The following is a 6,944-nucleotide window of genomic DNA, read 5'->3' as shown; positions in this document are numbered from 1 at the left end:
ACTTTACCGGATTTCCCCCGCGACTCCTAATCGGAGTCCGTTCCGGAATTCGGGCACGCCGAAATCCATCCCGTTCAAGGGCCGTGCAGGTAGTGAGTGCCGCCAAGTGGCGTGAGGTGCCGCCTCGGAACCGTGTCGGCTCCGTGGCAACTCGGAGAACACTACGCATCGGGCACACCCGTGTCAACCCGAGCTTGCGCCCGCCCCGTTCGCCCCTCCTCGCCCCTCCCTGCCCCTTCTCCCCGTCCCCTCAGTCCAGGTCCTGGAGCCGTCCGCCCGCGTCCGGCTGGGTGGTCTCGACCCGGCGGAGCAGGCGGGTGAGCATCTCCCCGAGCCGGCCGCGCTCCTCGCCGGAGAGGTCCTGGAGCAGCTCCTCCTCGAAGACCGTCGCCATGCGCATGGCCTCCAGCCACTTGGAGCGGCCTTCTTCCGTGAGGCCGACGATGACGCGGACCCGGTTGCTCTCGTCGCGTTCCCGGGTGACGAGGCCTTCCGCCACCATCCGGTCGATGCGGTGGGTCATCGCGGCGGGGGTGAGCCCCAGCCGCTTGGCCAGTTCGCCGGGGCCCAGGCGGTAGGGGGTGCCGGCGAGGACGAGGGCCTTGAGCACCTCCCACTCGGCGTTGCTGATGCCGAGCTCGGCGGTCTGGCGCCCGTAGGCGACGTTCATGCGCCGGTTGAGGCGGCTGAGCGCCGAGACGACCTTCTCCACCTGGGGATCGAGGTCCTGGAACTCGCGCTGGTACGCGGCGATCTGCTCTTCGATGCTCGGCTCGGCCGAGCCAGGTGTATCGGGCATCCCCGCAGTATGGCACGACAGATTCGCGTTAAAGCCCTTCTACGTGTACTCTTTAGCTTCGAACTTTACTGTTGAAGTCTTCAGGCCTGGACTGTCCGTCCCGGCCTTCCACCTAGGGGGTGAGTGTGACCACCGCGATGGGCGCAGCACTGCGTCGGATCCAGCTGGGCAACGCGCTGAGCGCGTTCGGCAACGGCTTCACGATTCCGTTCCTGTTCATCTATGTGTCTCAGGTGCGGAATCTCGGTGCGAGCACGGCGGGCGTCGTGCTCGCGACGTTCGCCGTGGCCGCTCTTGTCGTGCTGCCCTTCACCGGCCGGGTGATCGACCGCCGGGGTCCGCTGCCTGTTGCCGTCGCGGGTGGTGTCGTCGCCGCCATGGGGTCCCTGGGACTGGGGCTGGCGGACAGCAAGGTGCTGGTCGTCGCCGCGGCGGCGGCACTGGGCTCCGGTATGGCCGTGATCCAGCCGTCGCTGGCCACGATGATCGTGTGGTGCTCGACGACGGCGACCCGTTCCCGTGCGTTCGCGATGCAGTTCTTCATGAACAACCTCGGTCTGGGCATCGGCGGTCTGCTCGGCGGGCAGCTCGTGGACACCTCGGACCCGTCGAGCTTCGTCCGGCTGTTCGCGATCGAGTCCGCGATGTTCCTGGTGCTCGGTGCGACGGTGGCGACCGTGCGGCTGCCGAAGGTGCCCAGGGTCGACGACCCCGTGCCGACCGGCCGGGACGAGCAGAACGGCACGAGCGGCTGGCGGACCCTGCTGGGCGACCGGGCCATGGTGCAGCTGTCGGTGCTCGGCTTCGTGATGTTCTTCGCCTGCTACGGCCAGTTCGAGTCGGGTCTCGCGGCGTTCGCCGTCGAGGTCACGCGGATCTCGCCCGCGACGCTCGGCATGGCCCTCGCGGCGAACACGGCGGCGATCGTGCTGGCGCAGTTCGTCGTCCTGAAGCTGGTCGAGCGGCGGCGGCGCAGCCGGGTGATCGCGCTGGTCGGGCTGATCTGGACCGTGGCGTGGCTCGCGGCCGGGGTGTCCGGGCTCGTCCCGGGGGCGCACGGGGTGGCGACGGCGCTGCTGATCTCGACGTACGCGCTCTTCGGCATTGGCGAGTCCATGCTCTCCCCGACGCTGGCGCCGCTGGTGGCCGACCTGGCTCCGGCACGGATGGTGGGGCAGTACAACTCCGCCTTCGCCCTGGTGAAGCAGCTGGCTCTGGCGGTCGGTCCGGCGGCAGGCGGTCTGATCGCCGGTGCGGGGATGTACGCGGCGTACATCGTGATGCTGGTCGTGTGCTCGCTCGGGATCTCGGTCCTGGCGCTGCAGCTGGGCCGTCGGCTCACGGCCGCGCAGGACAACCCCGTGCGCGCCGCAGTTGTGCGGCGCTCGGTGCCGGCCGAGAGCGCGGACGACCGGGTGCCGGTATCTGTCTGACCCGTCTGACCGGCCGGTGGACGCCTGGACCCACTCCTCTGAGATGCCTGTGGCCCGGAAACGCGAAGTTTCCGGGCCACAGGCATTTCGTCGTGCGGAACGCTCAAGGCGCATGCCCCGAGGGCAGCGCGAACTCGCACCAGACCGCCTTGCCGCCGCCGGGTGTGCGCCGTGAGCCCCACGACGAGGCGATGGTCGCGATGATCGAGATGCCGCGGCCGGCCTCGTCGGCGGGCTCCGCGCGGCGGCGGCGCGGCAGGTGGTCGTCGCCGTCGGTGACCTCGATGATCAGGCGGCGGTCGGTGCGGCGCAGCCGGAGCCGCATGGGGGGCATGCCGTGCTGGAGGGAGTTGGCGACGAGTTCGCTGGCCGCCAGGACGCCCAGGTCGCGCAGTTCGTTGGGGAAGCGCCAGCTGGCGAGCACGCCGGAGGCGAAGGCGCGGGCACGGGGTGCTGCTTCGATGCCGCCGAGGAGTTCGAGTGCGGCGTTGTGGAAGAGCTCGGCGTCGTGGCCGGTGCGGGCGGGGTGCTGGAGGACGAGGACGGCGACGTCGTCGTCGTGCTCGGCGGTGACACCGAGGGTGCGGATCAGGCGGTCGCACATGACCTGGGGTGATCCGGTGGCGCCGGCGAAGGCGCGCTCCAGCGCGGCGACGCCGTCGTAGATGTCCTCACCGCGCCGCTCGACGAGACCGTCCGTATAGAGGACAGCACTGGAGCCGGGCACGAGCGGCACCGTGCCGGAGGTGTGCAGCCAGCCGCCGGTGCCGAGCGGGGGGCCGGTGGGCTCGGCGGCGCGGCGGACCGTTCCGTCGGGGTCGCGGACGAGGATGGGAAGGTGGCCCGCGGAGGCGTAGACGAGGCGGCCCTCGTTGGGGTCGTGGACGGCGTAGACGCAGGTGGCGATCTGGGTGGCGTCGATCTCGGTGGCGAGGCCGTCGAGAAGCTGGAGGACCTCGTGGGGCGGGAGGTCGAGGCGGGCGTAGGCCCGTACGGCCGTGCGGAGCTGGCCCATGACGGCGGCGGCGCGGACGCCGCGGCCCATGACGTCGCCGATGACGAGGGCGGTGCGGCCGGCGCCGAGGGTGATGACGTCGTACCAGTCGCCGCCGACGGCGGTGTCCTTGCCGCCGGGCTGGTAGGTGGCGGCGACGCGGAGGTCGTCGGGCTGTTCGAGCTCCTGGGGGAGCAGGCTGCGCTGGAGGGTGACGGCGGCCTCGCGCTGGCGGCGCTCGCTGGCGCGCAGCCGCTCGGCGGCCTCGACCTGGTCGGTGACGTCGGCGGCGAAGACGAGGACGCCGGAGCCGCCGGGCTCGCTGCCGTCGGCGACCTGGATCGGGGAGCAGGTGAAGGTGTAGTAGCCGTGCCGGGCGTCGGCCGTGGTGACGCGGCGGGACTTGACCGTGCGGGGCTTGCCGCTGCGCAGGACCTGGTCCATCAGCGGGAGCAGGCCGAGCTCCTGGAACTCGGGGAGGGCCTCGCGGGCGGGAACGCCGGGGGTGCGGGGGCCGAAGAGCGCGGCGTAGGCGTCGTTGACGTAGGCGATGCGGTGGTCGGGGCCGTGGACGACGGCGACGAGAGCGGGGACCTTGCCGAGGATGTCGTGGACGGACAGCCCGTCGAGCGCGGGGACGGGGGCCGCGCCGGGCTCACTGCCGGGCCGGGGCGGGCTCTCGGCGCGGGCGGCGGGGACGGAGCCGCTCGTGCCGCCCGCGGCGGGCACGGGCTGTGGGGACGTGGCGGAGGTGCGTTCGGCGCGCGCCGCTGCCCGGCGCTGTGTTCCGGGGAGCCGGGCGCTCCAGCGGGTGAAGTTCACTGAGGATTACCTCGCGGAGTCGTTCCGGATCAGCTCGGCGACGTGGGGCGGCTGAGCCGCGTGCCCGGCGCGGGGCCGCGGTCGGCGGTGCGGGGGCCGGGCCCCTGGGGAGTGCAGCAAACGTCCGAAACCTCATGATTGTTACTCTTCGCAAGCACGAACCCACTCATGGTCACACGTCCAGTGTGGCCGACGGGACCGACATCCGTCAGACGCTGGGCCACGCGGAGGAGTTCCGTGCTCCTGCCGCCGCTTGTCACCTGCTTCAACTCGCCTCCGGGTGGCGTCCGGTGCCTGCCGCGAGTTCGAATTCGGCACGGGGGTGTTCCAGCGAGCCGAGCGAGACGATCTCACGTTTGAACAGTCCGGCGAGGGTCCATTCGGCGAGGATGCGCGCCTTGCGGTTGACGGTGGGAACGCGGCTGAGGTGGTAGGCGCGGTGCATGAACCAGGCGGGGTAGCCCTTGAGCTTCTGTCCGTAGACCTGTGCGACGCCTTTGTGGAGGCCGAGCGAGGCGACGGAGCCGGCGTTCCGGTGGCGGTACTCCTGGAGGGGCTTGCCGCGCAGTGCGGCGAGGACGTTGCCGGCGAGGACCCTGGCCTGGCGGACGGCGTGCTGGGCGTTGGGGGCGCATTCGGTGCCGGGCCGTTCGGCCGTGAGGTCGGGGACGGCGGCCGCGTCCCCGGCCGACCAGGCGTGCTCGACGCCTTCGACCCGCAGTTCGGCCGTGCACTTGAGCCGCCCGCGCTCGGTGAGCGGCAGGCCGGTGGCGGCGAGGACCGGGTGCGGTTTGACGCCGGCGGTCCACACGAGCGTGCGGGTGGGCAGGCGCGAGCCGTCGCTGAGGACGGCGATGCGGTTCTCGCAGGAGTCGAGACGGGTGCCGAGGCGGACGTCGATGTTGCGGCCGCGGAGCTCGCGGACGGCGTAGCGGCCCAGCTCCGCTCCGACTTCGGGCAGGATCCGGTCCGTTGCCTCGACGAGGACGAACTTCAGGTCGTCGGGGCGGAGGTTGTGGTAGTAGCGCGCGGCGTAGCGGGCCATGTCCTCCAGCTCGGCGAGGGCTTCCACGCCCGCGTAGCCGCCGCCGACGAAGACGAAGGTGAGGGCGGCGTCGCGGACCTGGGGGTCGCGGGTGGAGGAGGCGATGTCCATCTGTTCGAGGACGTGGTTGCGCAGGCCGATGGCCTCCTCGACGGTCTTGAAGCCGATGCCGTGGTCGGCGAGGCCGGGGACGGGGAGGGCGCGGGAGACGGAGCCGGGGGCGAGGACGAGTTCGTCGTAGGGGATGTCGACCGTGCCGGTGCCCTCCTCCTCGGCGGCGAGGGTCCTGACGGTCGCGGTGCGCCCGGCGTGGTCGACGGCCGTGACCTCGCCGATGACGATCCGGCAGTCGTCCAGCGTGCGGCGCAGGGGGACGACGACGTGCCGGGGCGAGATGGACCCGGCGGCGGCCTCGGGGAGGAAGGGCTGGTAGGTCATGTACGGATCGGCGTTGACCACCAGGATCTCGGCCTCGCCGCGCCTGGCCTCCCGTTGGAGGCGCAGTGCGGTGTACAGGCCCACGTAGCCGCCGCCGACCACCAGAATGCGCGCCGGTTCCTTCGCCAAGGCTGCCCCTTCATGGTCCTCTTCGTGGCCCCCGCGCCCTGCACTCTCCCCCGCACTCCCTCCCATGACGCACCCGCGGCCGGGGTTTGTCCACAGGCCCCGCGAAATGTACGACTGGCGCCGGAGCTGATCCCTCCGTGCGAACGGCCTGCTGAGCGCATACGTATGCGCAGGTCAGAGGGGTTCGGACGGGGCGTCGGGGGTGTGCGGAAGCGGAGCGGACCGGGCCCGTACTCCAATCGGGGACGGGCTGTGCGGAACTACCCCCTTCTTTCTTGACCGGGGCTCAACTATGTTCGTACTCCGTCGGGGTGTCGAGACGCGCCCCGGCAGTCAGGGCGGGGAGTCTCCGGGGGGAGACGTCATAACCGGGGGAACGTATGCACATTCAGAGCTCTCATTGGTCTGCGTCCGCTGCTGTCGCGACGCCTGACGGTACTTCCGGGCGCAACACGCCGCTGCGTGTGGACGCCCAGCGCAATCTCGAGCATGTCCTGCGCGCGGCTCGCGAGGTCTTCGGCGAGCTGGGGTACGGGGCGCCGATGGAGGACGTGGCGCGCCGGGCCCGGGTCGGTGTGGGGACGGTGTACCGCCGGTTCCCGAGCAAGGACGTCCTGGTCCGGCGGATAGCCGAGGAGGAGACGGCACGGCTGACCGAGCAGGCGCGGACGGCGCTGGGGCAGGAGGACGAGCCGTGGTCGGCGCTGTCCCGGTTCCTGCGCACGTCGGTGGCGTCGGGCGCGGGCCGGCTGCTTCCGCCGCAGGTCCTGCGGGTCGGGGTGGACGTCGAGTCCGAGGAGGCCCGGGCGGGCCAGGAGCGGATCCAGCCGCACATGCAGCCCGGCGCACCGGAGCGGCCGGTGCACGCCCCGCAGTTCGCGGCGCAGTCGGCCGCGGACCGGGCGCGGGTGCCGCAGCAGCGGCAGCCGGGAGTCACCGGCGGCCAGTTGCACGAGCTGCGGCTGGTCGAGCAGCGGCCGTCCGCGGCCGAGGAGCGGAGCGACGCAGGCGCGGCGGCCCTGCTGGATGTCGTCGGCCGGCTGGTGGAGCGGGCCCGCTCCGCCGGTGAGCTGCGCCCCGATGTGACGGTGGCGGACGTCCTGTTGGTGATAGCCACGGCGGCGCCCTCGCTGCCGGATGCGGCGCAGCAGGCGGCGGCGTCCTCGCGACTGCTGGACATCCTGCTCGAGGGGCTCCGTTCGCGTCCCGTGGCGTGACCGCGCGCGTACCTGCGCGGATTGCGCTCTGAGGAGTTGCACTCGGAAGAGGGGAAGGCCGCTCGCC

The 6,944-nt window shown here is 71.9% G+C and carries 5 protein-coding genes; 2 read left to right on the top strand and 3 right to left on the bottom strand.

Annotated features, from left to right (window positions below; translation table 11 throughout):
* Nucleotides 1-250: 250 nt before the first annotated feature.
* Nucleotides 251-799, bottom strand: a complete 549-nt coding sequence (locus ACMATS_RS20590; protein ID WP_390781405.1) for a MarR family winged helix-turn-helix transcriptional regulator — start codon at nt 797-799, stop codon at nt 251-253.
* Between the two features lie 125 nt (nt 800-924).
* Between ACMATS_RS20590 and ACMATS_RS20585 the strand changes: the two genes are divergently transcribed.
* Entirely contained in the window at nt 925-2,232 is a 1,308-nt protein-coding gene (locus ACMATS_RS20585) for an MFS transporter (RefSeq protein ID WP_390781404.1), read from the top strand.
* Between the two features lie 103 nt (nt 2,233-2,335).
* Here the strand turns inward: ACMATS_RS20585 and ACMATS_RS20580 are convergent, their stop codons facing one another.
* A complete protein-coding gene (locus ACMATS_RS20580) occupies nt 2,336-4,048 on the bottom strand; it encodes a SpoIIE family protein phosphatase (protein WP_390781403.1) in 1,713 nt (570 codons plus the stop codon).
* A gap of 265 nt (nt 4,049-4,313) precedes the next feature.
* Complete coding sequence (locus ACMATS_RS20575) at nt 4,314-5,660, bottom strand: NAD(P)/FAD-dependent oxidoreductase (protein WP_390781402.1); 1,347 nt, start codon at nt 5,658-5,660, stop codon at nt 4,314-4,316.
* 380 nt (nt 5,661-6,040) lie between these two features.
* On the opposite strand from ACMATS_RS20575, the gene ACMATS_RS20570 reads away from it, so the two are divergent.
* Nucleotides 6,041-6,877 (top strand): TetR/AcrR family transcriptional regulator, encoded by an 837-nt coding sequence (locus tag ACMATS_RS20570; protein WP_414168670.1) that lies wholly within the window; start codon nt 6,041-6,043, stop codon nt 6,875-6,877.
* Nucleotides 6,878-6,944: the final 67 nt, after the last annotated feature.

Origin of the sequence: Streptoverticillium reticulum (assembly GCF_047456005.1) — a bacterium.
GTDB classification, from domain to species: Bacteria; Actinomycetota; Actinomycetes; order Streptomycetales; family Streptomycetaceae; genus Streptomyces; species Streptomyces reticulum.
Note: the sequence above shows the minus strand (reverse complement) of the source record. Positions and strands in the feature narration are given on the sequence as shown.